Here is a 24,714-nt window from a genome sequence, read left to right as displayed (position 1 = left end):
CCGGCGGGGAGGCCTGCTTACACCAGCAGCACCTTCGTCGCGCCGAACGTGCCCTTCAGCGGCACCACCACGGCCTTGCCACGCACTGTCACGGTGACGCTGTCCTGCAGCTGCGTCGGGTCCGACACCGCGAGCTGGGTCCGGAACCCGCACCGCCCGACCGCCACCGACGCCGGGCCCGACACGCTGACGTCGCCGGCCGACCCGGCGGCGAAGAAGTTCGCCAGCAGCGTTCCGTCGATGGTGCGGATCGCCTGCACCACCGAGGTGTTCGCCACCACCCGCCACCCGAATGGCGCCGTGAGCGCGCCGATCACCGAAGCGCCCGGCAGCACCGCGTACGCGTACTTCGCGTCCGTCGGCTTGACGCCGTGTTCCAGCACCAGCTTCTGGTACCGGCGCGTGTTCGGCGTCGTGGTGCCCTTCGTGTTGGCGCCGGTGTCGATGTCGCGCCACGCGCCGGTCCGGTCTTCGCGCAACGCCGTCACCGAAGCGTCGTCGAGCAACACGTACCCGCCGACGTCCTCCAGGTGCAGCCAGCGCGGGCGACGCAACGCCGTCGCCTGGCCCAGGTCGGTGGCCACTCGCCGGCCGTCGGCCAGCAGGGCGCCGCGGCCGCCCTCGCCGAGGTTGCGGTTCTCGATCGTCGTGCGCACCGCATACCCGGACGTGCCGGTGATTCCGGCGCCGAGGCAGACGACCCCGGCCGGGGTGAAGAACCACGACTTCTTCGCGACCAGCGAGCCGTCCCAGTTCTTGAAGTCGAACGCGTAGGCGCCGTGCCGCGCGTCCCACCGGACGCCGCCGGTGTGCGGGTTCGGGCCGACCGGCACGCCGCCGAACTTGGGGTCGGGTGGGCCGGCGTGCTCGGTCGTGCCGGGCAGCAGCAGCGGGTCCACCGTCGGCCAGTAGGCGTCGGTGTAGTGCCCCTTGGCGTTCGGCAGGAACGTGTAGAGCACGCCGTCGCCGACGTGGTAGCCCTTGAGGTTCTGGCCGTTGATGGCTTCGTAGCGCGAAATCCGCGTCGAGCTGACGCCCAGTGACGCCGACCAGTCGTCGGTGACGTGCACCATCCGGTCCTGCTGGCCGAAGATCCGGTGCGTCGCCACGACCCGGGCCGGGCGCGCGCCCGACGCCAGCATGTCCTGCGCGAATTCGATGCCGGGCGTCGCCACCAGATCCGGGCCGGGCGCGAACCGCTCCGGGTCCGGGATCTTCAGGAACGGCGCGAACGTGCCCTCGTGGATCCACTTCGCGGCGAGGGAATTGAGGTCGGTCTTCGTCTTGCCGGACGCCGTCCGGGCCAGCACGAGGGTCGCGACGGTGAGCTGGTGGCCGATGTCGTGTCCGGTCTCGCCCTGGCGCGACAGCATCCGTCCGCGCACCGGCTCCATCAGCGCGCCCGCGTAGACGAACGGCGCGTAGCTGTCCGCGACCAGCGCGTAGATCTTGTCCTTCAACGCCTGCGGCAGCGCGTATTCGGTGCCCTGCGTGACGTGGATGGCGCCGGCGAGCGCGGTCAGCAGCACGATGCCGTAGTGGCCGGGGTACGGGATGGTGTCGTGCTGGATGAACGAGCCGTCGACGTGGAAGCCGTCACCGGCCGCCCGGTCCAGTTTGGCGACGACGCTCGCGGCGCCACCGCCGGCGACGTCGGTGAGGGCGTCGATACCGGTCTTGATCCACGCGGTGTCGCCGAGCATCGCGCCCGCGACGATCGAGATGAGCCCCTTGTCCGCGCGGTTGGCGCCGGTTTCGACCACCGACGCGTTGTTCGCGCGCAGGTTCGGGTTGCCGACGAACCGCTTGACCGGCTTGAGGTAGCGCGCGAGCTGGTCGGCGGTGAGCTGGTCGGCGACGACGGAGAGCGTGTGCAGCAGGTAGTACGGGATACCGATTTCGTAGGTGTACCAGTTGCCGATTTCGCCGACGTTCTCGTTGTACTGGCTCGCGTAGATCAGTTCGAGGGCCGCTTTGATGCGGTCGAGCACGACCGGGTCACCGGACAGGGAACCGCCCGGGGTGCCCCAGTCGACGGCGATCGCGCGCAGCCGCGCGTACATCGACGTGGTGTAGTCACTGCCCGGGCCGAGCGGCAGGTCCGTCCACAGTGGAGCGCCGCTGCCGGCGACGGACAGGCTCGCGTTGTAGGCCTTGGCGACGCGGCCCAGGTTGGCGAGCGCCTCGGTGCGTTCCGGGGACGGCCGGTTGATGCCGGTCTGCAGCTGCCGGTACGCGGCGACGATCGGCGCGGTCGCGGCGGGCACCGGACTGGCGGCCTTCGCCACGGGCGCGACACTCGCGGCGAAGGCCGGTCTGGTCAGGAGCACGGTGGAGGCGGCCGCCAGGGCACCACCGCGCAGGGCATTTCTCCGGTTCACGGGCATGGCAATGCCTCCCAGGAAGACATCCTCGGCTTACGGGGGAACGGGGATTCACTTGTGCGGCGGCGGAAGAGGTCGTGAGTGGTAAGGCGAGTTCCAACTCGCCTTACCACTCACGACGGGGTCAGCGGGAGCCGTCGGTGCGGCGGGGCAGCTGCCAGGGGTTGGCCTCCTGCAGGGGTTCGGGCAGCAGGGCGTCCGGGAAGCCCTGCCAGGCGATCGGGCGCAGGAACCGCTCGATCGCCGCCGTGCCGACCGAGGTCGTCGTCGGGGCCGTTGTGGCCGGGTACGGGCCGCCGTGCTGCTGGGCCCAGCTCACCGTCACCCCGGTGGGCCAGTCGTTCCACAGCAGCCGGCCGGCGATGCGGGCCAGGGACGGCAGCACCGGCCGGAGCCAGTCCGCATCGGACTCCTCGCCGTGGATCGTGGCGGTGAGCCCCGGTTCGATCACCTCGAGCAGGCGCAGCAACTCCGCCTGGTCGGCGTAGGTGACGATCAGCGACGCCGGCCCGAAGCACTCCTCGTGCACCGTGTCGCCGCCCTCGAGGAACTGCTTGCCCGTCGTCGCCAGCAGCGTCGGCGTGAACGCCGGCGAGGACGAATCCGACGAAGACACCACCTCCACGCCCGGGACCTCCCGCAGCGCCGACAACTGGGAGGCGTACCCCGAAGCGATCCGGTCGTTCAGCATCGGCTGGGCGGCCGCCCCGGAAAGCGCCGCGCGCAAGGTGTCGGTCAGGCCGTGGTCCTCCGGCAGGAACAGCAGGCCCGGCTTGGTGCAGAACTGGCCGGCGCCGAGGGTGAACGACCCGGCGTAGCCCTTGGCCACGGCCTCCCCGCGGGCGGCGATCGCGGCCTCGGTCACCACGACCGGGTTGACGCTGCCGAGCTCGCCGTAGAACGGGATCGGCCGCGGCCGCGCGTTCGCGATGTCGAACAGCGCGCGCCCGCCCGGGATCGAGCCGGTGAACGACGCCGCCGCGATCCGCGGGTCCTTCAGCGCCGTGGCGCCTTCCTCCTGGCCGAAGATCACGTCGAAGATGCCCTCGGGCGCGCCCGCGCCGATCAGGGCTTCGCGGACGATGCGGCCGGTCAGCGCGGACAGCTCCGGGTGCCCGGAGTGGGCCTTGAGCACCACCGGGCAGCCCGCGGCCAGCGCGGACGCCGTGTCGCCGCCGGCGACGCTGAAGGCGAACGGGAAGTTGCTGGCCGCGAACACCAGCACCGGGCCGATCGCGGTCTTCACCCGGCGGATGTCCGGACGCGGGCCCATCGGCCAGTCCGGGTCGGCGTGGTCGACGGTGGCGCCGAGGTACTCGCCGTCGGTGAGGACCTCGCCGAACAGGCGCAGCTGGAACGTCGTGCGCTTCAGCTCGCCCGCCAGCCGCGGGGCTTCGGGCAGGTGCGTCTCGGCGTGCGCCAGCGGGACGAGCTCGCCCGCGGCGGCGTCGAGGGCGTCGGCGGCCGCGGTCAGCCAGCGGGCGCGTTCGGCCGGGGTCGCCTCGGCGGCGGGGCGGGCGGCCGCGGCGGCCCCCGCCAGGATCTTCTCGAGCGTGGCGGCGTCAGTGGCCTGGCTCATCGGTGCAGCAGCTCCTCAGTTCTCATGGGCGGCGGCGGTGGCCGTTTCCAGGTCGGGCCAGCGACCCGGACCGGCCAAGCCGAGGTGGTACAGGTGCAGCTCGGCGGCTCCCGCCTTGGCCAGCTCGCCGACGTACGCGGCGATGTCCGGCACCGGCGCGGCGGCGACCGCGGTGATGTAACTCGCGATCGCCACGCGTTCGGGCAGCGCTTCCCGGGCCGCCGCGACGGCCTCGGCACCCGTGGCGGGGGCCCACCCGAACAATACGACCGCGTCGACGTCATCGGGCGCGGACGGCGTCAGCCCGGGCAACGCGCCGGTGACCCACGGGTCGAGCGCGCCGTGCAGCACGACACGCACCCCCGGCGGCAGCGTCGCCAACACCGCGGCCCGCAGCTCGTCGGTCGCCCGCTGCCGGGCCCGCAGCAGCATCTGGGTCAGGTCCGGCGGCAGCCGGTCGCCGGTGGTGCCGAGGTCGCCGGTCGCGATCAGCCGCCGGACCTCCTCGACGAGCTGGGCCCGGACGGTGTCCGCGTCGACGTCCCACGAAGCGGCGCAGGCGGCGCAGCAGCAGATCGACAGCAGCCGGGCCACCGCGGGCGCCCACACACCGTCGGTCTTCTCGTGCTGGTGCTGATGCACTGCGCCGAGCGGACCGCACGCCTCGAGGATCACCGACGACAGCTCCAAGCCCGCGACGGCCTCCGCGGTCACCTTCGCCGCGTACTCGCGCACCTCGGGCCGCGACGGGCACAGCGCCCACGGGTACGCCTCGCCGAAGCAGTTGCGCACCACGACGTCCGGGTGCTCGTAGCCGAGCTGGGAGTTGTGGGTCAGCACGATCCACGCGGCGGCCGGGACGCCGGCCGCGTTGAGCAGCCGGACGGCGTCCCCGCCGGAGTCCTCCGACGGCACCCAGTCCGGAGTGGACGGACGCAGCGTGCCCCACGCGCCGGAAACCGGGCGGTAGAACGCCGCGTGCCGCGCCACGACGGCCGTCCGGGACGGCGACCACGGCGTCGCCGCGCGGGCGCTGTGGTACGACAGCGCCACGGCCACCTCGTCGACGCCGAGCGCCTGGACCCGCGGAACGAACCCGGATTCCAGGACGTCCCAGGGGTAGGCGTATCCCGTCACCTTCACCGGCTCACCACCTCGCCGTGTTCGGCTCGAACCCGGGCACGTACTGGCGCATGTACGTCACGTCGTCGCGCTTGGTCAGTCCACATCGGACGTAGTTCTCGTGCAGCTTCGCCAGCGCGTCCTCGTCGAGGGTGATCCCGAGCCCCGGCGTCGTGGGCACCGCGACGGCACCCTCGCGGAACTCCAGCACGCCGGGTTCGATGACGTCCTCGACCTTCCACGGCCAGTGCGTGTCACAAGCGTAGGTCAGGTGCGGCGTCGCGGCCGCGACCTGCACCATCGCGGCCAGGCTGATCCCGAGGTGGCTGTTGGAGTGCATCGACAGGCCGACGCCGAAGCTTTCGCACGTCACCGACAACGCCTGCGTCGCGCGCAAGCCGCCCCAGAAGTGGTGGTCCGACAGCAGCACGCCGATGGCCCGCGCCCGGAAGCCCGGCTCGACGTCGCCGAAGTCGACCACGCACATGTTGGTGGCCAGCGGCATCGACGCGCGCTCGGCGACCTGCGCCATGCCGTCGATGCCCGGGGTGGGGTCTTCGAGGTATTCGAGGACGCCGTCGAGCTCGGCGGCGACCCGGATGCTCGTCTCGACCGTCCACGCGCCGTTCGGGTCGATCCGCAGCGGGTGCCCGGAAAACGCTTCGGCCAGCGCGCGGACGCCGTCGACTTCCTGCGCGGGCTCGTAGACCCCGCCCTTGAGCTTGATCGAGCGGAAGCCGTACTCGTCGATCATCCGCTTCGCCGACCCGACCAGCGTCTCCGGCGTGGTGATCTCGCCCCAGGAGTCCTCGCGGCCGTCGACGTGCCGGCCGTACTTGTAGAACAGGTAGGCGGAGAACTCGACGGCGTCACGCGCCTTGCCGCCGAGCAGGTCGGTCACCGGACGGCCGAGGTAGTGGCCCTGCGCGTCCAGGCAGGCGACCTCGAACAGCGAGTACACGCTCGCCACGGTCTTGCGGATGGAGAACCCGCCGATCAGCCCGTGCGCGTCGGTCAGCACCGTGTCCGAGAGCGCCTGCGCGACCAGCCGCTGCAGGCCGGGCAGGTCGAACACGTCGTGGCCGCGCAGCTGCGGCAGCACCTTGCGCACCTCGCCGAGGAACGCGGAATCGCCGTAAGACTCGCCGAGCCCGACGACGCCGTCCTCGCACTTGACCTGCACGACGCTGCGCAGCGCGAACGGCTCGTGCACGCCCATGACGTTGAGCAGCGGCGGGTCGGCGAACGCGACCGGGGTCAGCACCACGTCGAGGATCTTCATCAGCCGAGCCCCTTCAGCGCGCCGAAGCCGTCCTCCACGACCTTCTCCAGCCGGTGGATCTGCTCCGGCGCCGGCTCGACCAGCGGTGGCCGGACCGGGCCGACCTTGTCCCCGCGCAGCCGGGCGGCGGCCTTCACCAGGGACACCGCGAACCCGGGCGTCTCGTCCCGCAGCGCCACCAGCGGCAGGTAGAACCCGGTCAGCAGCGCGTCCATCACCTGCGTGTCGCCTTCGCCGAGCGCGCGGTGGAAGCGGTGGGCGATCTCGGGCGCGAAGCAGTGCACCGCCGAGGAGTACCGGGCGACGCCGATCGCCGCGTACGCCTTGGCGGAGACCTCCGCGGTCGGCAAGCCGTTGAAGAACAGGAAGTTCCGCGCCCGCTCGGTGTCCAGCGACCGGATGGTGGTGATGATCCGGGTCATCACCTCGACGTCGCCGTAGCCGTCCTTGAGGCCCACGATCGAGGGAATCTCGAGCAGCGACGCCGCGGCCGGCGCGCCGAACACGCCGGTGCCGCGGTGGTAGACGATCACCGGCACCGACGAGTCGCCGACGGCGTAGCGGACGAAGTCGACCAGACCCGCCTGCGGCCCGGAAACGAGGTACGGCGGCAGCAGCAGGACGCCGTCGGCGCCCCCGGCCTGGGCCGCCGCGACGCCGGCCCGCGCCGACGCCGCGCCGCCCCCGGCGCCCACCCAGACCGGGACGCGGCCGGCGGCCACCTCCCGGGTCCGGGCGAGCACCGAGGCGTGCTCGGCGGGCGAGAGCGAGCTGAACTCGCCGGTGCCGCACGCGACGAACAGCGCACCGGCGCCCGCCGCGATGTGGCTCTCCACGTTCTCCGCGAGCGCGTCGAGGTTGACCTCGAGGTCCTCGGTGAACGGGGTGAGGGGGAACGCCAGCAGGCCGTCCAGCTCGATCTCGTTCTGTGCCATCAGTTTCTGCTCTCTCGTCCTTTTTCGGTTGCGGCCGGGGGTGGCCGACGTCAGGCGGGCACGGCCGTGCCTTCCCTCTTGCGGTCGACGTCGTCGTCGGCGTTCACGGTGTCGACGATCTCATCGGCGGCCGCGCTCCGCTCGGGCGCGAGCACGCCGAGACCGGCGTACAGGGCGAGCGAGACCAGGATCGGCGTCGCGATCAGCACCGTCTGGTTCGCGTTGAAGACGTAGTAGCAGAGCGCGTAGTCGATCAGGCCGCCCGCCCAGGAGACCAGCGCCGCGCGCGGGCCGCACTTGCGGAACCACGGCAGCATGCCCAGCAGCAGCGGGATCGAGATCGGGCCCATCAGCGCGGCGACCCAGTTGACGACGATCTGCAGCACGCCGCCGAGGTTCTGCGCCTGGGTGGCCACGAGCATGGTCAGCGCGACGAAGACCACCGTGGTGATCCGCGCGGCCTTGAGGCCCTGGACGTCGGTCCACTGCCGGGTGCGGCGGAACATCGCCGGGATCATGTCGCGGGTGATGACCGCGGAGATCGCGTTGGCGTCGGAGGAAACCATCGCCATCGTGTGCGAGAAGATGCCGGCCAGCACCAGGCCGACCAGGCCCGGCGGCAGGAACGTCGTCGTCATGATCGCGTACGACTGCGTCGGGTCCTTGATGCCGGGGATGAGCAGCGGCGCCGCGAACATCGGGAACATCAGCACCAGGGGCCACACGAGGTACAGCGCCGAAGAAAGCCGCGCACCCCGCTTGGCCTCTCGGGTGTTCGGCGCGGCCATGTACCGCTGCGCCAGGTTCCACATGCCTCCGTTGTACTCCAGCGTCTTCACCAGCACGTAGACGAGCAGGAAGATGGTGGTGTACTTGGCCGTCACCGGGTTCACGTGGTTTTCGGGCAGCTTGTCCCACATCGTCCAGAGCGCGGAGATCCCGCCCAGCTTGCCGAGGACGACGACGATCATCACGATCGCGGCGATGGCCTGGATGACGAACTGGCCGAAGTCGGTGAGCGCGTCGGCCCACAGGCCGCCGATGGTGCAGTAGACCAGGGTGACCGCGCCGGTGATGAGGATGCCGAGGTTGTAGTCCAGGCCGGCGAAGACGTGCAGCAGCGTCGCGACGGCGAACCACTTGGCCGCGATGTCGAAGATCTTCAGCAGGCTGCCGCTCCAGGCGAGCGCCTGCTGCGTCGGCACGTTGTACCGCTTCGCGAGGTACTCCAGCGGCGAGGCGACGCCGAGTTTGGAGCGCAACCGGTTCCAGCGGGCGGCGAACAGCCAGCTGCCGATGCCCACCCCGATGCCGATGCTGGCGAAGCCCCAGAAGTACACGGTGATGCCGCTGGTGTACGCGACACCGGCGTAGGCGACGAAGAGCACGGCGCTGTAACCGGACATGTGGTGCGAGATGCCGGCCAGCCACCACGGCATCTTGCCGCCGGCCGTGAAGAAGTCCTTCACGTCGCTGACCCGTTTGTGCGACCACCAGCCGATCACGACCATCAGCGCGAAGTACGCGCAGACCATCGTCCAGTCGAGTGCGTGCACCGCAGGCTCCTTTCCGCGTCCACGACGATGTGGTGCCACTGTTCACATCTATGAACGGAGTCTGTTATAGTGATTATGTTCATCCATAAGAACGTTGTTCGGGACGCTAATATGGCCGGAGTCACAAGTCAACGGCCGGACGGAGGCACACAAATGCCGCAGAAGGTGGACAACCCGGCAGTGGCCGACGGGGCTCCCGCCGAGTCCTCGGGCGTCAAGTCCGCGCGCCGGGCCGTCGACCTCATCGAGACCTTCGCGGCGAACGACGTCTGGTTGTCCCTGTCGGACCTGCATGCGCGCACCGGCTTCCCGCGCTCGTCGCTGCACGGCCTGCTGCGGACGCTGCTGGAGGCGGGCTGGCTGGAGGCGGACACCAACACCGCTCGCTACCGCCTCGGCGTCCGCGCGCTGATCTGCGGCACGGCGTACCTGGACCGCGACGCCGTCGTCCCGTTCGCCACCGAAGCCCTGGAACGCATCCGGGAGAAGACCGGCTTCACCGCGCACTTCGCGCGGCGCAACGGCACCGAGGTCGTCTACCTGGAGACGCGGGAGTCGCAGCGGTCGACGCACCTCGTCTCCCGCGTCGGGCGCACGCTGCCCGCGCACGCGACGGCGCTGGGCAAGGCGCTGCTGGCCGAGCTGACGCACGACGAGATCGAGGCGCTGATGCTGCCGGCGACGCTGACCGCGCTGACGCCGAACACCATCACCACGCTCGAAGGCCTGCACGCCGAGTGCGCCGCGACGCGCGAGCGCGGGTACGCCGCCGAGGTCGAGGAAGGCACGCTGGGCGTGCGGTGCGTCGCCGCGGTGATCCCCTACCGCATCCCGGGCACCGACGCGATCAGCTGCTCGATGCCGATCACCCAGGTGAGTGACGACGACGCCCGCCGCGTCGGCGAGCTGCTCGCCGAAACCACCGCCGAGCTCGGGCAGCAGCTGCGCCGGGCCGGCATCCGCTAGCCGCCGCCCTCAGTGAAAGGAAACCCATGACGGACCAGCGTGTGCTCATCACCGGGTCGGCGGGTGTCGTCGGCACCCTGATGCGCCCCCGCCTGAGGCGTGAAGGCCGCGTGCTGCGCCTGCTCGACGTCGCCCCGCAGACGGCGTCGGACGCCTCGGAAGAGATCGTGACGGCGTCGGTGACAGACGCCGCGGCGATGGCGGAAGCGTGCGAAGGCGTCGACGCGCTGATCCACCTGGGCGGGCACAGCCGCGAGAACACGTGGGAAGCCACTCTCGACGTCAACATCAACGGGACGCAGACGGTCCTGGAGGCGGCCCGGACGGCGGGAATCCGGCGGGTGATCCTGGCCTCGAGCAACCACGCGGTCGGCTTCCGCCGCATCGACTCCGACCTCCCGGCGGACTCGTCACCGCGCCCGGACACGTACTACGGCGTCTCGAAGGCGGCGATCGAGGCGCTGGGAAGCCTGTACCACTCCCGCTTCGGCATGGACGTCATCGTGATCCGCATCGGCTCGTGCTTCGAGACGCCGTTGCCGCTGGGCCCCCGCGGCCTGACGACGTGGCTCTCCCCCGACGACGGCGCGCGCCTGTTCGAGGCGTGCCTTTCGGCGCCCTCGCCGGGCTACCGGCTGATCTGGGGCGTCTCGGACAACACGCGCCGGATCTACTCGCTGACCGAGGCGGAGGCACTGGGCTACAAGTCACTGGACGACGCGGAGGTGTACGCGGACCAGCTGGCCTCGAAGCCCGCCCCGACGGGAGCGGCGGCCGAGTACGTCGGCGGCCCGTTCTGCACCGCACCCCTGGGGGTGTTCAACCCGCTCTGAGCCGCCGTGGTGCGCTGGCGACCCGGGGCGGCCGTCAGCGCACCAGCGTGGCCAAGGCCGACGGCGCGACCGGTGCCCGGCCCGTCGTGTGCTGGTAGCGGCGCACGATGTCGCGGCACCGGGACCGGCACCCCACCCGCCGTTCGGCCCGCAACAGCCGGTTGCGCCGAGGCGGTGGGAAGGCCGAAGCGAGTCGCGCGAGCCACTCCCCACGGTCGGCGCCGGCGGCGCGCAGCACCCACTCGGCACCCGGATCGAGCGCGACGAGTGCCAAGGCGAGGTGTTCGACGCGGTGCCGGCGTTCGCGGCGAGCGAGCGCCAGCCGCAGAGACGCGCCATAGGCGGCCTGGACGTCCAGGCCGATCCGTGACACCGCCCGCGCACACCGCCGCCGGGCGTTGCCCGCGCCCAGCGGAAACAGGAACTCCTTGGCAGGCGGCCGGTCCGCGAGGACACCCGGCAGCGGCCCGAGGTCGACGCCGAGCACCGCCAGTGCTTCCCGGTCGGCGGCCGCGCCCGCGCCGTCCGGGGCGGCCCGGCGCACGGCCTGCTCGACGTCGCCGAGCCCCGACAGCGGCCCTTCGGTGAGCGCGAGCAGCAGGTGTTCGCTGCCGACCCGCGCGTGGCCGAAGTCCCGCGCCAGCTCGCACGCCCGGCTCATCGCCCGCCCCACCGCGGGGTGGTCTCCCTGGAACATCAGCCCTCCCGGCTGCGGTGCTTGCGGTGCACCGTCTGCTTGGTGACGCCGAGCCGCTCGGCGATGTCCTGCCACGACCAGCCGGCCCGCCGCGCGGCCGCCACCTGGTCGGCCTCGAGCTGCTCGGTGAGCCGCCGCAGCCGTGCGACGGCCCGCAGCGCGACGTCCGGGTCGGCACTGCGCACGGCGTGGTCGAGATCGGTCGTCAGGCTCACCGCGTCAGCATATGCTGACACACAGGGGTCGTCAACATATGCTGACGGGTACTAGTACCTTTGCGGCTTCCCCCGCCCCTGCCCCACCGCCAAGGGTGGCGGCCATGATCCTGAAATCCCGCCGCGCCCGGAAGCGGACGATCGTCGTGGCGAGCACGCTGGTGGTCGTGCTCGCCGGCGCGGTCACGCTGTTCGAGGTGGCGAAGTCGCCGACCTTCCAGTTCTTCGGCACCCTCGTGGACCGCGTCGACACCACCGAGAAGATCGTCGCCCTCACCTTCGACGACGGGCCCGATCCCGCCGGTACCCAGGCGATCCTGGACACGCTGAAGAGCCGTCAGGTGCCCGCGACCTTCTTCCTCATCGGCCGGGAGATCGCCGCACACCCGGACCTCGCCCGCGGCATCGCCGCCGCAGGGCACGAGATCGGCAACCACAGCTTCTCCCACGACCGGATGATCGGGGTGACCCCGGCATGGGTCGCCGACGAGGTCGAAGCCACCGACGCGCTGATCCGGACCACCGGCTACACCGGCGAAATCCTCTTCCGGCCCCCGAACGGCAAGAAGCTCTTCGCCCTCCCCCACTACCTGGCCCAGCACCACCGCACGACGATCACCTGGGATGTCGCGCCGGATTCCGACGGCATCCCGGACGCCGCCACCGTCGAACGGGTCGTCGTCGACCAGGTCCGGCCGGGCTCGATCGTGGTGCTGCACGCGATGTACGCCTCGCGCGAACAGAGCCGCCGGGCGATCGGGCCGATCCTCGACACGCTCAAACAGCGCGGCTTCCGGTTCGTGACCGTGTCACAGCTGCTCAGCCGCCCATCGCCAGCCGGGTGAAGGCCGCGAGCGCCTGGTCGATGGGATGCGGCTGGGGGCGGCCCGATGCGTCGAGCCGGTTCCAGCGCTGGAGGTTCACCGCGATCGCCAGTCGCCGCCCGCCGTCCGCGCGGATCGCCGCCAGCGTGCCGCCGCCCCAGACCGTGCCGCCGTGCCCCCAAAAGCCCGTCGATTCCACCGGGTGCAAGCCGAGCCCGTAGTCGATCGGCTTGCCTTCCTGGGAAATGATCCGGGCCGTGCGCTGCATCTCGGCCAGCGAAGCCGGTGAGACGATTTCGCCGGCCAGCAACAGCCCGAAGAACCGGTTGAGGTCCGCGACCGTCGAGATCAGCGACGCCGACGGCCCCACCCAGGACATGTCGAAGACGCTGTAGTCGCGCGGCGGGTCGATCATCCCGAACCAGGACTCGTAAAGCTTCGCATGCGGCCCCTCGACGTGCGTCCCGGTGGGGAAGCCGGTGTCCCGCAGCTCGGCGCGGTCGACGACGTCCCGGGTGATGCACGCTTCCGCGCTGCCCCCGGTCACGTGCGCCAGGAGCCGGCCGAGCAGCAGGTAATTGGTGTTCGAGTACACGCCGGGCGTGCCGCCGGGGGTACCGACCGGAGGCGCGCCCACGCCGAGCTCGATCAGCTCGACCGGGTCGAACCGCGTGAACCGGTGGTCGTCGAGGCTGTCCGGCCGGGTGTTCGCCAGGTCCGGGAACGCCTTGAGGCTCGGGTAGGCGTACGGCAGGTACTCGGCGAGCCCGCTGGTGTGGCCGAGCAGCATCCGGACCGTGATCGCCCGCCCGCGGTCGCCCGGCACGAGCCGCGGCAGGTAGTGGCCGATCGGAGTGTCGAGCCCGATGCGACCGGCCTCGACCTGGCGCAGCACTGCCGCGGCGGTGAACGTCTTGGTGACACTGCCGACGCGGTGACGCATGCTCGCGGCGACGGGGAGGCCGGTGTCGATGTCGGCCCGCCCGGCGGCGCCGCGCCAAGTCCGGTCGCCGGCCCGCACCTCGGCGAACACGCCCGGCACGCCGGCCCGGTGGACGGCGTCGACGGCGGCGTCCAGCTGCGCGAAATCCATGGGAACTCCTCTCGGGGAACGAAGTGTCCTCATTATGCACGCGGTGCGTGCAACAGCAAGTGCATAAGCTATGCTGACGGTCGGCGAAGGGACGAGATGGCGAACCGAAGGCGTTGGACGACCGAGGAAATCCTGGACACGGCGGCGGAGCTGCTGCGCCGCGGCGACGCGGAGTCGTTCAGCGTGCGCAAGCTCGCCGCGGAGCTGGGGACCGACTCTTCGAGCCTCTACCGGCACTTCCGCACCAAGACCGAGCTGCTGCGCGCGCTCGCCGACCGGATCCTCGTGGGCGCCATGGCCGGGTACCACCCCGAAGGCGACTGGCAGCAGCGCCTGACCGCGTTGGCCCTGCGCCTGCGGGAGGCGTTCGGCGAGCAGCCGCAGATCGCCGTCGTCTGGGGGCGCTACGCCTCCTCCGGCGCGGGGTCCCGGCTGGTGATGGAGGAGGTGCTGCAGGCCCTGCGCTCGTCAGGCCTGCCCGACGAGCGGATTCCGGCGCGCTACCACCGGATCGCGATCCTCTTCGCCGCGCTGATCGCGTCCGAGGCCGGCGTCAGCACCGTCACCGCGGAGGAACACGAGCAGGGCATGGAGCTGTTCCGCGTCGCGGTGCTGGGCGCCGACCCCGAACGCTTCCCCGCATTGGCCCACTTCGCCCGCGAAGTCCGCCCGCTCGGGGCCGACCGCCGCGCGGCGTTCGAAGAGATCATCGCCGCCCACCTCGCCGACATCGAGGCCACGATCCCCTGACCGCGGTCAGTGCGCGACCCGGACGGCCGGCAGTTCGAGGGCGGCGACCCACTCGCCGTCCCGCGGCCCGTGGGTCACCACTCCCCCGGCCGCCGCGGCCTGCTCCGCGAGCCCGGCCAGCCCGTAGCCGCCGCTTCCGTGCGACGTTCCCTTGAGCGTGTTCCGCGCGGTGATCGTCACCCGGTCGCCCGCTTCGACGTCGAGCCGCAGCCGGACGCCGGGACCGTTGTGGCGCAAGGCGTTCACCGCCGTTTCGGCGATGAACCGCTCGGCCAGCTCGCGCACCGGGCGCGGCAGCGCGGGCAGCACCGGGTCGCGGTCGAGGACCAGGCCCGCGGTGCGGAGCCGGGCCAGCACCTCGGCGAGGCCGGGAGCGCGTTCGACGTCGTCGCGCAGGTCGTCCAGCGTGCGGCGGACGAGGGTGAGCGCGCCTCGGCCGGCGGCCAGGAGCGTGTCGAGGCGTTCGCGGTCGGCATCGGTCAGATCGCCGACCGCGCGCAGCGTCTCGGCCTGCACGAGCATGACGGCGGTGGTCTGGGCGAGCGTGTCGTGCAGCCGCCGCGCCGCGCGCTCGGCCCGCTCGGCGAGCGCGCGACGGCGTTCGGCGCCGAGCAGCCAGGCGACCGCGCTGACCGTGACGACGAGGAGGGTGCCGTCGACCGGGCCCTTCGCCGGGTACACCGCCGCGCCGGTGGCGAGCGCCGCCGCGGCCGCGAGCCACCGCTGGGGCGTGCTGTGGAGGGCGAGCAGCACCGGCACGTACATCGTGTTGCGCGGCTGGGCGAGCAGCAGGTGCCAGGCGGTCGCGAGGGTCACCACCACGAGCACGAGAGCCGGCGCGCGGCGGGCCCACAGCAGCGGGACGAGCTGGGCCGCGCTGACCACGGCCGCCGGCCACCCCTGCTGCGGCGTCCACGCCCCGCTGGCGAAGAACACCGCGGCGACGGCCGCCGTCGTGCCGAGAGACTGACGCATGGGCCGACAGTAGAGTGCGGGCATGATCCGGGTTCAGGTCGTCGACGACCACGCCTTGGTGCGCGAGGGGATCGCGCTGATCCTGGGCGCCCAGCCGGATCTCGACGTGGTCGCGCAGTACGCGAGCGGCCCGGAGCTGCTTTCTTCGGCGGTCGAAGCCGACGTCGTGCTGCTCGACCTGTACCTGCCCGGAATGGACGGCCTCGAAGTCCTGCGCCGGCTCGGTCCCTCGTCGCCTCGGGTACTGGTGCTGACGACGGTCGGCCGGCCGCGGGAGATCCGCGAAGCGCTCGGCTCGGGCGCGGCGGGGTTCGTGCTGAAGGACGCTTCGGGCGACGAGCTCGCGGCGGCCGTCCGGGCGGCGCACCAGGGTGTGACGGCGTTGAGCCCGGCGGCGGCCTCGGCACTGAGCGGCGGTGGTGCGCTCACTCCGCGGGAGCGGGACGTGCTGGAGCTGCTCGGCGAAGGTCTGTCCAACAAGGACATAGCGACCCGGCTGCGGCTGGCCGAGCGGACGGTGAAGGTGCACGTCGGCAACGTGCTGGCCAAGCTCGGCGTGACCAGCCGCACCCAGGCGGCGCTCGTGGCCAGGGACCGCTGAGCGGACTGGTTCCGGGCAGAGCTCACCATCGCCGCCATCGTGCGCCGGCTCCGCTGACTTACCGGCCGGCTCCTAGCGGCCGTACGCGGCCATGAACATGTCGAGCAGGTCGTCGACCACTTTCTCGTCCACGGCGCGGGTCGAGAGCAGGTGGCGGTAGTAGAGGGTGCCGCACAGCACCTCGGCCGGGAAGGTCAGGTCGACGCCCTCGACGAGCTCGCCCGCCTCCTGGGCGCGGCTGATCCGGTCGAGGGTGCGCTGCTCGACGGTCCGCAGGAACCGGTCGTGCAGCGTGGCGCGCAGGGTTTCGTCGGCCTGCGCCTCGGCGATCACCGCCCGGTAGACCGGCCCGATCGGCGGGGTGGCGAGCGCGGGGGGCCGAGCGCAGGAACTGCTCGCGCAGGTCCGCCCGGACGTCGCCGGTGTCGTGGTAGTCGAGGCCGGTGGTCCAGACGCGGTTGAGCGCGTCCAGCAGGAGCGCCGCCATGGACGGCCAGCGCCGGTGGATCGTGTGCTTCCCGACCCCGGCGCGCCGGGCGACGGCCTCGACGTTCAACCCCGCGTAGCCGACCTCACCGGCGAGCTCGAGCGCCGCGTCGAGCAGCGCGAGCACGCCAAGGAACTGAAGACTGCGGCGCGCCGGGCTTCCCAGGCGGACAAGGCGGTCCAGGCCGAGCAGGACGTGCTCGCGAAGATTTCCGAAATGGCACCCGCGGACCGGGTCCTGGCCGAGCGCGTGCACGGCAACCTGGACGACGGAACGATGTGGGCGGCCGGCTTCGCGCTCACCGAGGTGACGCCCGCGGCCGAGAAGAGAATCGCCGCGCTGGTCACACAAGCGGTGCAGTGAGGCGGAGCCGGGCCTTATGCACTGGCACCTACCGGTTCACCCCTTGACGTACCGCGTCAGCATCGCGACCATTTCGTGCTCCAGCTTGCCGCTGTCCACCGGCTCGTGCTCGGCCGCGAGCTGGTGGACGACCAGCTCGATGGTGGTGAAGATGAGCCGGGCCGCCGTTGCCGTGTCGGTCAGCCGCACCTCGGGGTGCCCGTCGAGGATCTCCTGCAGGTAGCCGTACCAGTACCGCTTGAGCCGTTCGACGTTCTGCAGCAGCTCGGCCGGCCGCGGCGCCTGTTCGTTGAGCAGCCGCAGCAGCTGCGGGTCGTCCAGGTGGGAGTCGATCGCGCTGCGGACGAGCAGCCGCAGGATGTCCTCGATCGGGCCGGGCAGGTCCCCGATCCGGATCTTGGCCGCGGCCGCCGCGCCGTCGTCGAGGTGGCGGGTCAGCAGCTCGGCGAGGATCGCGTCCTTGTTCGGGAAGTACTGGTACAGCGAGCCGATCGAGACGCCGGCCTGCTCGGCGATGCGGTTGGTGGTGCCGGCGGCGTAGCCGTGGGCGGCGAAAACGTGAGCAGCCGCGGTCAGGATCCGCTGCCGGGTCAGCTCGGCGCGGACCTGGCGCGGCTGTTTACGTGGCTGGATGCGGCGCTCGTCCGGCGTCACGGCACCCTCCCGGAAAGCGAGTAGTCAGGATCTGAGTATTTGCTCATAATTGTGCCATGACCAGCACAAACACGCTGAACCGCGTCTCCGCGGCCGAGGTGCGGGCCCGGGTGGGCGAGCCGGAAGCGATGATCAAGGCCAAGCTCGGCGACCGCATCGACACCCACGCCCGCCGCTTCATCGCGCACTCGCCGTTCCTGACGCTGGCGACCGCGGACGCGGCGGGCCGCGCCGACTGCTCGCCCCGCGGCGACTACCCCGGCTTCGTCAAGGTCCTCGACGAACGCACGCTCGCGCTGCCCGACCGGCCCGGCAACAAGATCGCCGACTCCTTCCGCAACATCGGCGAGAACGACGGCGTCGGCCTGCTGTTCTTCGTCCCCGGCATGCGGGAAACGTTGCGGGTCAACGGGAGCGCCTACGTCACCGACGATCCGGACGTGCTCGCCCGGATGCGCACCGAGGCGAAGGCGCCGGTGCTGGCGATCGTCGTCGACGTCGCCGAGGTGTACTTCCACTGCGGCCGCGCGCTGATCCGGTCGCGCCTGTGGGATCCGGCGAGCCAGGCGCTCGCGGCCGAGCTGCCCTCGGCCGGCGAGATCGCCGCCGAGAAGATGAACATCGACCCGGCGCTGCTCGACCAGCTCCTCGAAGACGGCTACCGGAAGCTGTACTGACATGCAGAAGACGATCCTGGAGCGCATCTCGCGGGTGACCGACGACGTCGTCTCGCTGGTCCTGCGCGGCGACGAAGGGCCCTTGGCGCCGTGGGAGCCGGGCGCGCACATCGACCTCGAGCTGCCGAACTGGCTGACGCGCCAGTATTCGCTGTGCGGCGACCCCGGCGACCTGTCGGCCTACCGGATCGCGGTTCGCCACGACCCGCTCAGCCGCGGCGGGTCCGAGTACGTCCACCTGTTCCTGCGGCCGGGCCGGACGCTGTCGGTTTCGCTGCCCCGCAACCACTTCCCGCTGGTTCCGGCGCCGGAGTACCTGTTCGTCGCGGGCGGGATCGGGATCACGCCGATCATGCCGATGCTGCGTTCCGCCGTCGCGGCCGGGGCGGCGGCGACGCTGGCGTACGCGGGCCGTCCGTTCGCCGCGAAACTGGCTTCGGAGTACGGGGACCGGGTGCGGCTCGGCCGCCCGGACCTCGCGGCGCTCGCCCGCGAGTTCCCGGCCGCGGAGGTCTACTGCTGCGGCCCGGCGTCCATGGTGGACGCGGCCGAGGCGGTGTTCCCGCGGGTGCACACCGAACGCTTCGAGCCGACCCGGCGGACGTTCGGGCCGGACACGCCGTTCGAGGTGGTGTGCGCCCGCTCCGGTGGCACGATCCAGGTCCCGGCGGACGAGTCGCTGCTGGACGCGCTCGACCACGCGGGACGCCCGGTGCCGTCGGCGTGCCGGGAAGGCGTGTGCGGCAGTTGCGAGGTGCTGGTCGTGGCGGGCGAACCCGAGCACCGCGACGACATCGGCGCCGCCCCGGGCCGCATGTACCCGTGCGTGTCGCGTTCCCGGTCACCCCGCCTGGTGCTGGACCTCTGAGCGAAGCCGCCGGTCGCTCACCTGCACCGTGATGCCCCTTGCCGCACGGTCAAGAGGTGACGTGGGTGAGGGTGACCGGGACCTTCGGGGGGCCGCTGCCGTCGCCGATGCCTGGTTTGGCCGGGTCGATTCCGCCGCGGGCGACCTTGTCCAGGACGTCGAGGCCGGGGTCGTCGATGCTGCCGAAGACCGTGTACTCCGGCGGGATGTTCGTCTCGCCGAACACCAGGAAGAACTGGGAGCCGCCGGAGTCCGGGGCGTTCGTCTTCGCCATCGCGAGGACGCCGCGGCCGTAGGTCAGCTCGGGGAACACCTCGTCGCGGATCGTGTAGCCCGGGCCGCCGGTGCCGTCGCCGACCGGGTCGCCGCACTGGAACATCTGCAGGCCGGTGAGCACCGACAGCCGGTGGCACGACGTGCCGTCGTAGAAGCCCTGCCGAGCCAGGCTCAGGAAGTTGACCACGGTGCACGGCGCCAGCGAGCGGTCCAGAGTCAGCCCGATGTCCCCCGCGGTCGTCGCCAGCTGCGCGCCGACCGTGCCGGTCGACGGCGCCGGGCCGTCGGGCGGCAGCGTGGCCTTCTTCGGCGCCGGCGAGCCCGGGTCGGGGGTGAACGCGCACGTCACCGGGTCGGCCAGCGGCCTCGGCCGCTTCGGCATCGGGGCCCGCTCGCCCGGGATCGCCGAAGCGGTGCCGGGCGCGGCCGACACCGGCGAGCTCGACGCCGGCGAGCTGGACGCCGGTGGGCGCGACGACGTCTGCGCCGGCCAGAACGCGCCGCCGGCGTCGACGTCCGGCGTGCGCAGGAACCCGGGGTAGCCCCAGGCCAGGAAGGCCAGCGTCATCACCACGACGACCACCACCGACCCGGCGATCAGCCCGGTCGCCGTCGCCGACGACCGCTTCGGCGGCACCGGCGGCTGCCACGGCGAATACTGGTACGGCTGCTGGCCAGGCCCGGGTCTGCCGTCCGGCTCGCTCATCCACGCTCCCCTCGTCGGAGAGCACCATACTGCCGTCAGGACCGCCGCTCCGGGGCGGAAACGCGGATCACGGCAGGCCCCAGGGCGCGCTCGCCCCGCCCGGCGTCACCGGCCGGACGCCGAAGTCGGGCCGATCCCCCTTCCGGTACACGAACGCGTCCTCGCCGCACCCGAGTTCGACCTGGACGTCCCCGTTGGCCAGCCGCTGCCAGCGCCGGGCCCGGCCGCGCGCGTCGGTCACCGCGAGTTCACCGTCGATGCCCGGCCGCAGCACGCACGGCGCCCCGGCCTCGCTGTGCACCTTCAGCCAGCGCGTCCGCCCGCCGGCGCGGGACGCGCTGAGCAGGAACGCGCCCTCGGTCCGGAAGTCCCGCAGCGCGACGTCGCCCCAGGCCGCCGGCACCGCGGGGAACAGCCGCAGCACGCCGCCCCAGCTCTGCACCAGCATGTCCTGCAGGGACTTCGCCGCCGACAACGGCGTCTCGATGACCGGCCCGGACTCCTTGTACATCGTGTTCGGCTGGATGTACCGCCGCTGCAGCTCGCCGAGGTAGAACGCGGCCTGGTCGCCGCGCAGCATCTGCGCCGAAATCGACGCGGCCCCGGTGAACGTGTAGCCCTGCAAGGCACCTTCGAAGCCGACCCAGTGGTTCAGCGACGTCTCGATGATCTGCCGGTGCTCCGGCTGCTCCCAGGTGACGTCGTAGAGCGGGTAGATCTGCAGCAGGTGCGAATAGTGCCGGTGCGACTTCGCGAACGGCACGCCGGCCCCGATCATGTAGCCGTTGACGTCGGCCGGGTAGCCGACGAGGTTCGCGAGCACGTTCTGCCAGCGAGGCGCCAGCGGATCACGCGGCGCGGTCTGCAGCAACGTCTTGCAGCCCCAGCGGATCAGCGAGAGGTCGTAGTTGCAGTCCGGGGCGTTGACGCCGTACTCGGGCGAGAACGTCGGCGGCAGGTGCAGCTTGCCGTCGGGACCCGCCGCGAGGAAGTGCAGGTAGTAGTTGATCGCCCGGCGCAGCAGGGGGAACAGCGTGTCGCGGAGCAGTGGACGATCCATCGTGTGCCGGTAGGACAGCCAGACGTTGTGCAGTGCCCAGGTCAGGTTGCCGACCTCCGGCGTCGGCGTGTCCTGTCCCGGGATCCCGACGGGGAACCCGCTGGTGGTGTTCGAGACGCCGTTGAGCAGCGTCATGTCGGTCGTGCGCGGGATCCCCGCCGAATCGGCCTGGTACGGCTGCGCGACCTGGCTGACCAGATTGCCCCGGTACTTTTCCAGCGCGTAGCTGACCGCGTCCAGCTCCAGGTGGTTCGAGCCGTGGATCAGCCAGTATTCGAGCTGGACGTTGAGGTTCCACCAGGTCGCCGGCCACGGCGTGTTCTCCAGCCACGGCCCGGACGTCGCCATCACCGGCGCCTCGCGCCGGGCCGCCGAAGCGACCTTGTACAGCTGGATCCAGTAGAAGCTCTGCAGCCGGGTGTCCGGAATGGACAGGAAGCTGCGCCGGTAGTAGTCGTGCCACCAGCGCCGGTGGTCCTGGGTGAGCGCGCCGAATTCCCCCGCCCGCCGGACCGTGCCCAGCGCCCGCGCGGCCGACGTCTTTTCGGGGTGCGACCACGCCACCGACGTGTACAGCGTCCGCGCGCCGCCGCGGGCCACCTCGCGCCAGGCGGTCACGTGCTCGCCACCGGCCAGCAGCGGCTGCACGGCCAGCTGCGCGTCACCACTGGCCGACAGCTGGACCGGCGGGTTCGCGGTGTACCCGGCGGGCGGTGGCTTGTTCCACACCGGATCGGCACGCGGGCTGATCGCGACCGCCGGGTGGAACACCCACTTGAACCCGCGTTCCCCTTCGGACGGCCGGATTTCGACGGCCAGCAGCGGCTGTCCGGTGTGGACGATCGCGCGCAGGCTCAGGCTCCCCGCCGTGGTCGTGATCGTGCCGGTCAGCTCGGCGTTCCACAGGTCCATCCGCCAGTCGATCGCGGTGATCGCGCCGGCCGGTTCGAGCGTGAAGTACCCGATCGGGAGCCGGGCCAGGCCGAACAGCGAGCCGAACTCCGGGCGGTGGTCCTGCACCTGGCTGTGCTGGACGTTGAACCGGATCGCGTTCTGCCCGGGCTCGGCGTAGATGCCGGAGCCGAGGAACCCGTTGCCCAGGAACGGGCCCTCGTACCAGGTCTTCGGCAGCCGCCGCCAGTACAGGTCCGCGGCGCCCAGGAACCCGGCCCAGCCGAAGTCGTCACCACCGGGTGCCGCTCCGGCGGACGCGGGGGCCAAGCCGGCCGCGGCCAGCCCGGCGACGGCCCCGCCGAGCACGGTTCTGCGGGTGATGTCCATTCCGACCTCCTTGTCGAAAGCGGCAGTCAGCTCGGCAGGCCCCACGCCGGCGCCGGGCCGAGCGCGGGAACGTCCCACGGGGCGAAGTCCGGCCGCCGGCCGCTCGGGGTGACGACGGCGGTGCCGCCGCGCCGCAGCCCGATCGCGATCCGCCCGGGCCCGGCCGCGCGCCACGGCAGCCGCCGTCCGTGCTCGTCGCGGACGTCGACGTCCCCGGTGACGCCGTGCTGGAGGACCAGGGGCTCGCCGGCTTCGCTGTGCACGCGGACGAACTCCGTCCGGCCGTCGCGGCGGGAGGCGTCCACCAGGAACGCACCTTCCGCACGCAGCCCGGAGATCGAGGCGTCCCGCCAGGTCGCCGACACCGACGGGAACACCTTGAGCACGCCGCCGGAGCCCTGCATCACCATGTCCACAACGGACTGGGCGGCGGTGATCGGGCTCTCGATGGCGAAGTTCGACCCCTCGCGGTACATCGTGTTCGCGGTCAGCTCGGTGTCGGCCACGACGTTCCGGTCGAGGAAGAACTTCAGGTACCGCAACGCTTCCTCGGGCGCGTCCATCACCGACTTCATCGAGGACGCGGCCGCGTAGCTGTAGCCGTGCCAGGCGGACTGGTCGGCGGCCCAGTGGTCGAACGTCCGCGTCATGATGCCGCGGTCGCCCGGGGTGTCCCAGACCTTCTCCCGCAGCGGGTAGAGCCACAGCAGGTGCGAGAAGTGCCGGTGCGACGCGGCGAGCGGAACGCCGTCGCCGATCAGCACGCCGTTCGCGGGGTCCTCGTGGTAAGGCACCAGTTTCGTGCCGATCTCCCGCCAGACCGGCACGCGCGGCTCGTCCAGGCACAGGATCCGGGCGGAGTCGACGAGCGTGCGCGCCGCCCAGCGGATGAGCGACAGGTCGTAGGTGCAGTCGGGCGCGTCGGCGTACTCCGGCGACCGGGTCAGCGGCAGGTGCAGCAACCCGTCCGGGCCGGTGAACAGGAAGTGCCGGTAGAAGTTCAGCGCCTTCGCCAGCGTCGGGTACAAGACGTCACGCAGCACGCGCCGGTCCATGTGGTGCCGGTAGGCCAGCCAGACGTTGTGCAGGCCCCACAGCAGGTTCCCGGTCTGGTCGGTCTTGGACGTCGTCCCGGGGACGCCCACCGAGCGCGTGCCGCCGGGGCGCAGCCGCCAGTCACCGGGGTGCGAAAGGGCGTAGGTGTCACCGTCGCGGTACGCGGGGGGAACCGACACCTCGAGGTTCGCGTGGTCGCGCCGGAAGGTCTCGGTGACGGCGTCGAGTTCGGGATGGTTGGTGCTGTTGACGATCGGGTAGGTGACCTGGACGTTGAGGTTCCACCAGACGGCGGTCCAGCTGTTGCCCACTTCGGGGAACCACGGCCCCCATTCGGACACGACCGGCCCGTCCGCGCGCGTGGCGGCGGCGATCTTGTACAGCTGGATCCAGTAGAACCGCTGGACCTGCTTGTCGGGCACCGAAACGAAGCTGCGCCGGTGGTAGTCGTTCCACCAGCGGCGGTGCCGGGCGAGCAGCGCGTCCGGACGCACGGCAAGCGCTTTCCGGACGGCGTTGCGCGCGTCCGCGGTGTGCGTGGTGCCCGGGAAGCTGTAGGCGACGGCGGCGGCGAACAGCCGTCGCGTGCCGATCGCGCGTTCCTGCCACGCCGTGGTGTACCCGCCCCCGGCGAGCATCGGCTGCGCGCAGTAGCCGTCGCCCAGCTCGGGTGCCGGGTTGGCGACGTATTCGGGCGGCTTGCGGACGGTCCGGGTGGTGGCCGACTCCAGGGGCTGGAACGCCCAGGCGGCCCCCGTCTCGCCGGCGCTCGGCGTCAGCGAGACGAGCAGCACGCCGAGGTCGTTGTGCACGACGGCGGAGAAGGCGACCGAGCCCTGCGTCGTGGTGATGGTGCCGCCGAGTTCGGCGTTGTAGAGGTCGAGCGTCCAGTCGACGGCGGTGATCGCGCCGGCCAGGGTGAGCGTGAGGTAGCCGATCGGCAGGCGGGACAACCCGATGCCGGCTTCCCACTGGATGCGCTGGTCCTGCACCTGGGTGTGGCTCAGCATCACCTTGAGGACCTGCGGCGTGGCGCCGGCGTAGACCAGGGCGCCGAGGTAGCCGTTGGCGAGGAACGGGCCTTCCTGCCAGTTCTTCGGCAGCCGCCGCCAGAGCATCCGCGCATCGGCGGCGACGTCGGAGTGCGGGTTGCCGCCGACGGCGAGCGCGGGCGGGGCAGCCCGGGCCCACAGACCCCCGAAAGCCGCCGCCCCGGCCAGGACCGAGGCCGAGCGGAGCACCGTCCGCCGGGACACTGCGTCCATGAAGCATCCTCCGAATTCATACTACGTTTCGGCGAGATCATGCGGCGGCGTGCGGCCATACTTGCAGAGTAGTGCCCAAAAGACCAGAGGAGTTCACCCGGAAAGCGGCAGAGACATCCGACCTATCCCCGCTCAGCAGCCTGCCGCGGGGGGTGGGGGTGGTTTTTTTTTGGTGTTATAAAACAAAAAAAAAAAACAAGCACCACCGC

General features: G+C 71.7%; 22 protein-coding genes and 2 pseudogenes. 8 read left to right on the top strand and 16 right to left on the bottom strand.

Going from position 1 to position 24,714, the window contains the following annotated elements; all coding sequences use genetic code 11:
* Window positions 1-17 precede the first annotated feature (17 nt).
* The 6 genes from AB0M93_RS45345 to AB0M93_RS45320 form a co-directional block, all read right to left on the bottom strand.
* Window positions 18-2,387, bottom strand: coding sequence for a polysaccharide lyase 8 family protein (locus tag AB0M93_RS45345; protein WP_364286526.1), 2,370 nt, complete (start codon window positions 2,385-2,387; stop codon window positions 18-20).
* A gap of 121 nt (window positions 2,388-2,508) precedes the next feature.
* Window positions 2,509-3,963: an aldehyde dehydrogenase (NADP(+)) gene (locus tag AB0M93_RS45340; RefSeq protein WP_364286523.1), complete on the bottom strand. Its 1,455-nt coding sequence runs from the start codon at window positions 3,961-3,963 to the stop codon at window positions 2,509-2,511.
* Window positions 3,964-3,978: 15 nt separating this feature from the next.
* Window positions 3,979-5,106 carry a hypothetical protein gene (locus tag AB0M93_RS45335; protein ID WP_364286520.1) on the bottom strand — a complete coding sequence of 376 codons (1,128 nt, stop codon included), beginning with the start codon at window positions 5,104-5,106 and terminating at the stop codon, window positions 3,979-3,981.
* Window positions 5,107-5,110: 4 nt separating this feature from the next.
* Window positions 5,111-6,367 (bottom strand): glucarate dehydratase family protein, encoded by a 1,257-nt coding sequence (locus AB0M93_RS45330; RefSeq protein ID WP_364286517.1) that lies wholly within the window; start codon window positions 6,365-6,367, stop codon window positions 5,111-5,113.
* The gene (locus AB0M93_RS45325; protein ID WP_364286514.1) at window positions 6,367-7,302 is read right to left on the bottom strand and encodes a 5-dehydro-4-deoxyglucarate dehydratase; all 936 of its coding nucleotides are present in this window, start codon (window positions 7,300-7,302) and stop codon (window positions 6,367-6,369) included. Before AB0M93_RS45325 ends, AB0M93_RS45330 begins: the two co-directional genes overlap by 1 nt.
* A 50-nt stretch (window positions 7,303-7,352) precedes the next feature.
* Window positions 7,353-8,858: a sodium:solute symporter family protein gene (locus AB0M93_RS45320; RefSeq protein WP_364286511.1), complete on the bottom strand. Its 1,506-nt coding sequence runs from the start codon at window positions 8,856-8,858 to the stop codon at window positions 7,353-7,355.
* Between the two features lie 153 nt (window positions 8,859-9,011).
* On the opposite strand from AB0M93_RS45320, the gene AB0M93_RS45315 reads away from it, so the two are divergent.
* Window positions 9,012-9,824, top strand: a complete 813-nt coding sequence (locus AB0M93_RS45315) for an IclR family transcriptional regulator (protein WP_364286508.1) — start codon at window positions 9,012-9,014, stop codon at window positions 9,822-9,824.
* Window positions 9,825-9,850: 26 nt separating this feature from the next.
* A complete protein-coding gene (locus AB0M93_RS45310; RefSeq protein WP_364286505.1) occupies window positions 9,851-10,657 on the top strand; it encodes an NAD(P)-dependent oxidoreductase in 807 nt (268 codons plus the stop codon).
* Window positions 10,658-10,691: 34 nt separating this feature from the next.
* Here the strand turns inward: AB0M93_RS45310 and AB0M93_RS45305 are convergent, their stop codons facing one another.
* Window positions 10,692-11,354, bottom strand: a complete 663-nt coding sequence (locus tag AB0M93_RS45305; RefSeq protein WP_364286502.1) for a Clp protease N-terminal domain-containing protein — start codon at window positions 11,352-11,354, stop codon at window positions 10,692-10,694.
* Window positions 11,354-11,563 (bottom strand): helix-turn-helix domain-containing protein, encoded by a 210-nt coding sequence (locus AB0M93_RS45300; protein ID WP_191316067.1) that lies wholly within the window; start codon window positions 11,561-11,563, stop codon window positions 11,354-11,356. Before AB0M93_RS45300 ends, AB0M93_RS45305 begins: the two co-directional genes overlap by 1 nt.
* A 110-nt stretch (window positions 11,564-11,673) precedes the next feature.
* Between AB0M93_RS45300 and AB0M93_RS45295 the strand changes: the two genes are divergently transcribed.
* Window positions 11,674-12,414 (top strand): polysaccharide deacetylase family protein, encoded by a 741-nt coding sequence (locus AB0M93_RS45295; RefSeq protein WP_364286499.1) that lies wholly within the window; start codon window positions 11,674-11,676, stop codon window positions 12,412-12,414.
* On the opposite strand, the gene AB0M93_RS45290 is transcribed toward AB0M93_RS45295, so the two are convergent.
* A complete protein-coding gene (locus AB0M93_RS45290; RefSeq protein WP_364286496.1) occupies window positions 12,389-13,486 on the bottom strand; it encodes a serine hydrolase domain-containing protein in 1,098 nt (365 codons plus the stop codon). The two genes, AB0M93_RS45295 and AB0M93_RS45290, sit on opposite strands and share 26 nt — an antisense overlap.
* Before the next feature lie 96 nt (window positions 13,487-13,582).
* On the opposite strand from AB0M93_RS45290, the gene AB0M93_RS45285 reads away from it, so the two are divergent.
* Complete coding sequence (locus AB0M93_RS45285; protein WP_364286494.1) at window positions 13,583-14,236, top strand: TetR/AcrR family transcriptional regulator; 654 nt, start codon at window positions 13,583-13,585, stop codon at window positions 14,234-14,236.
* Between the two features lie 6 nt (window positions 14,237-14,242).
* On the opposite strand, the gene AB0M93_RS45280 is transcribed toward AB0M93_RS45285, so the two are convergent.
* Entirely contained in the window at window positions 14,243-15,211 is a 969-nt protein-coding gene (locus tag AB0M93_RS45280) for a histidine kinase (RefSeq protein WP_364286491.1), read from the bottom strand.
* A 22-nt stretch (window positions 15,212-15,233) separates the two neighbouring features.
* Here AB0M93_RS45280 and AB0M93_RS45275 point away from each other — a divergent pair, with 22 nt between their 5' ends.
* A complete protein-coding gene (locus AB0M93_RS45275; RefSeq protein WP_364286488.1) occupies window positions 15,234-15,812 on the top strand; it encodes a response regulator transcription factor in 579 nt (192 codons plus the stop codon).
* A gap of 72 nt (window positions 15,813-15,884) precedes the next feature.
* On the opposite strand, the gene AB0M93_RS45270 is transcribed toward AB0M93_RS45275, so the two are convergent.
* Both AB0M93_RS45270 and AB0M93_RS45265 read right to left on the bottom strand, forming a co-directional pair.
* Window positions 15,885-16,145 (bottom strand): TetR-like C-terminal domain-containing protein, encoded by a 261-nt coding sequence (locus AB0M93_RS45270; protein WP_364286485.1) that lies wholly within the window; start codon window positions 16,143-16,145, stop codon window positions 15,885-15,887.
* 193 nt (window positions 16,146-16,338) lie between these two features.
* A pseudogene (locus AB0M93_RS45265) lies at window positions 16,339-16,425 on the bottom strand (TetR family transcriptional regulator); the annotation flags it as partial.
* Between AB0M93_RS45265 and AB0M93_RS45260 the strand changes: the two are divergent.
* Window positions 16,417-16,662 (top strand): annotated as a pseudogene (locus AB0M93_RS45260) (hypothetical protein); the annotation flags it as partial. The pseudogenes AB0M93_RS45265 and AB0M93_RS45260 overlap by 9 nt on opposite strands.
* Window positions 16,663-16,698: 36 nt before the next feature.
* Here the strand turns inward: AB0M93_RS45260 and AB0M93_RS45255 are convergent.
* Window positions 16,699-17,316, bottom strand: a complete 618-nt coding sequence (locus AB0M93_RS45255) for a TetR/AcrR family transcriptional regulator (protein ID WP_364286482.1) — start codon at window positions 17,314-17,316, stop codon at window positions 16,699-16,701.
* 56 nt (window positions 17,317-17,372) lie between these two features.
* On the opposite strand from AB0M93_RS45255, the gene AB0M93_RS45250 reads away from it, so the two are divergent.
* Window positions 17,373-17,993 carry an MSMEG_1061 family FMN-dependent PPOX-type flavoprotein gene (locus tag AB0M93_RS45250; RefSeq protein WP_364286479.1) on the top strand — a complete coding sequence of 207 codons (621 nt, stop codon included), beginning with the start codon at window positions 17,373-17,375 and terminating at the stop codon, window positions 17,991-17,993.
* Between the two features lies 1 nt (window position 17,994).
* Complete coding sequence (locus tag AB0M93_RS45245; protein ID WP_364286476.1) at window positions 17,995-18,861, top strand: PDR/VanB family oxidoreductase; 867 nt, start codon at window positions 17,995-17,997, stop codon at window positions 18,859-18,861.
* 49 nt (window positions 18,862-18,910) lie between these two features.
* Here the strand turns inward: AB0M93_RS45245 and AB0M93_RS45240 are convergent, their stop codons facing one another.
* The 3 genes from AB0M93_RS45240 to AB0M93_RS45230 all read right to left on the bottom strand — a co-directional run bounded on the left by AB0M93_RS45240 (window position 18,911) and on the right by AB0M93_RS45230 (window position 24,505).
* The gene (locus AB0M93_RS45240) at window positions 18,911-19,843 is read right to left on the bottom strand and encodes a peptidylprolyl isomerase (RefSeq protein ID WP_364286473.1); all 933 of its coding nucleotides are present in this window, start codon (window positions 19,841-19,843) and stop codon (window positions 18,911-18,913) included.
* Between the two features lie 67 nt (window positions 19,844-19,910).
* Window positions 19,911-22,184 (bottom strand): Tat pathway signal sequence domain protein, encoded by a 2,274-nt coding sequence (locus tag AB0M93_RS45235; protein ID WP_364286470.1) that lies wholly within the window; start codon window positions 22,182-22,184, stop codon window positions 19,911-19,913.
* Window positions 22,185-22,210: 26 nt separating this feature from the next.
* Entirely contained in the window at window positions 22,211-24,505 is a 2,295-nt protein-coding gene (locus AB0M93_RS45230) for a glycoside hydrolase family 95-like protein (protein ID WP_364286467.1), read from the bottom strand.
* Window positions 24,506-24,714: the final 209 nt, after the last annotated feature.

The sequence above is a fragment of the Amycolatopsis sp. NPDC051102 genome (assembly GCF_040682815.1).
In the GTDB taxonomy this organism is placed as follows: Bacteria; Actinomycetota; Actinomycetes; order Mycobacteriales; family Pseudonocardiaceae; genus Amycolatopsis.
Note: the sequence above shows the minus strand (reverse complement) of the source record. Positions and strands in the feature narration are given on the sequence as shown.